The organism is Moorena sp. SIO4A1 (assembly GCF_010672065.1).
Classification (GTDB): domain Bacteria; phylum Cyanobacteriota; class Cyanobacteriia; order Cyanobacteriales; family Coleofasciculaceae; genus Moorena.
Map to the genome: position 1 here is coordinate 1 of NZ_JAAHHX010000406.1, position 1,937 is coordinate 1,937.

Below are 1,937 nucleotides of genomic sequence, written 5' to 3' on the forward strand. Positions count from 1 at the left end.
TCTTATAATTTAGAATTTAAAATTTAGAATTTAGAGTGCGTAGGGTGTGTTAGGGGCGGACTTGCCCTCATTTTCCGCCTCGTAACCAGTGTTGCAATAGTCCGCCCCGTAACGCACCACCGGGTCAAACAGTTGAAATAGTCTATTATCCCTATTCCCTATTCCCTGTTCCCTGTTCCCTGTTCCCTGTTCCCTTTCTTATACTATTTTTTCAAAATACTACAAATAAGTTCCCCTGGACCGTTCTGTTGAAATGGCACAACAGTTCTGTCTTTCTTAACTCTAATGCGATCGCGACAATTATATATTTCTATAGGAGTAGCAACGCCATTAACACTAACTGATGCTCGATATTCCCATGGATACTTAGCACTCCGCTTGATGCTAAGGATGCAAATCCGGTTGTTATTTTTAGTGCGGCAGTAGGAGAAAGCAACAGCGGGAGGAGCAAAGGCAAAGGATAATGTTAGCAACAGCAATAACGTAGTTAGGTATTTTTTCATTTTTGAAAGTTGTTATTGGAGAGAATCGGGAATCGGGAATCGGGAATCGGGAATCGGGAATCGGGAATCGGGAATAAAATTTAGATTTACCTGACTAGACTAGGAAACGCTAGATTATAGTTTCAAAGATAGATTGTTGCACAACTTGGAAAAAATATAAAGAGATCTAGGTTACGTAAATAAATTTTGATAATTGTTGTTCTCTGTTTCCTGCTCCGAAGCGGGTGCATATCATTAAAGCTGTTTGACCTGGTGGGTGGAACGGGCATCTTGCCCGTGGTGCGTTACGGTGCGGGCTGTTTCAACAAGGCGCGAAGAGGGGAAAAATTAAGGCTCGCCCGCCCCTAACGCACCCTACGAACTGATAGCTGATAGCTGATAACCTTCAACCATCTAACCTTCAACCAAATAACCTTCAACCATCTAACCTTCAACCAAATAACCTTCAACCATCTAACCTTCAACCATCTAACCTTCAACCATCTAACCTTCAACCATCTAACCTTCAACCTCATAACCTTAAACCTGCTAACCAAAAAAAAGTAGCCGCAGAACTATGTTCCACGGCTACGAATTGTTACTTATGTCTCAACTTTGTAAACCCATCCGGACGTGATCCGATGTGATTGGCCTTTGGCCAGGGGGCAAAGCCCCCTGAAATTTAAGCCCTTAACCCAGAGTTAAGTATTTCGTCATTACCGTGATGAATTCCCCAGGAATCTCAGTTGCCTGAAGGGGGCTCCATTCGTCAATTTGGGCGTAACCCCGTGCATAAAGGGTATACATGGTGTTGTTTATTGCCTGGCGAGAGCCTTTCAAAATGTGCTTAATGGGGTATTTTTTGCGGAAAGGTTCCTGAGGAGTATTACTAGGAGTGATATCCTCAGGATTGTTTTCTGGATTAGGGCGAAAATTGTCAGACATAGTTAACAATTCGTTGTTAAGTTTATAAATATAATCATAACGATAATATTTAAATTTGTCAAGGGGTTTTATAATTTTTTTTCGGAGGGGTAATTGAAATAAAATGTACGGTTATGGAATGGGATATTGTTTTTTAAGGGAGTAGGGAATCGGGAATCGGGAATCGGGAATCGGGAATCGTGAACAAATTACAGAATCAAAATGTTAGCGTGCGCGTGGCATTTTTTTCAGAGAATCGAATTTCTTGGTTCTTCAGTACCTGCTATGCTAAATTTCAGGTAAAAAAAACAGAAAACTTACTCTACAAGCGATGCAGCGCGGTCTTGGGGAGCCAGTGCGGTCTTGGGGAGGCAGCGCGGTCTTGGGGGTTTCCCCCATGAGCGACTGCCGTGGTCTCCCCCATGAGCAACTGGCGTGGTTTCCCCCACTCGCGCAATAATCAAGACAACAAGTAAGCATTGGTTTAATAGTCACGAAAGTCACAGCGCTTGTGGCCTGTGCCACGAAGCC

General features: G+C 43.1%; 2 protein-coding genes. Both read right to left on the reverse strand.

All coding sequences use genetic code 11. The annotated features are described in order from the left end of the window. Positions 1-203: 203 nt before the first annotated feature. Positions 204-503: a hypothetical protein gene (locus F6K53_RS38775; protein WP_075900484.1), complete on the reverse strand. Its 300-nt coding sequence runs from the start codon at positions 501-503 to the stop codon at positions 204-206. Between the two features lie 669 nt (positions 504-1,172). Then, complete coding sequence (locus F6K53_RS38780; protein WP_075900466.1) at positions 1,173-1,427, reverse strand: hypothetical protein; 255 nt, start codon at positions 1,425-1,427, stop codon at positions 1,173-1,175. Between the last annotated feature and the right edge of the window lie 510 nt (positions 1,428-1,937).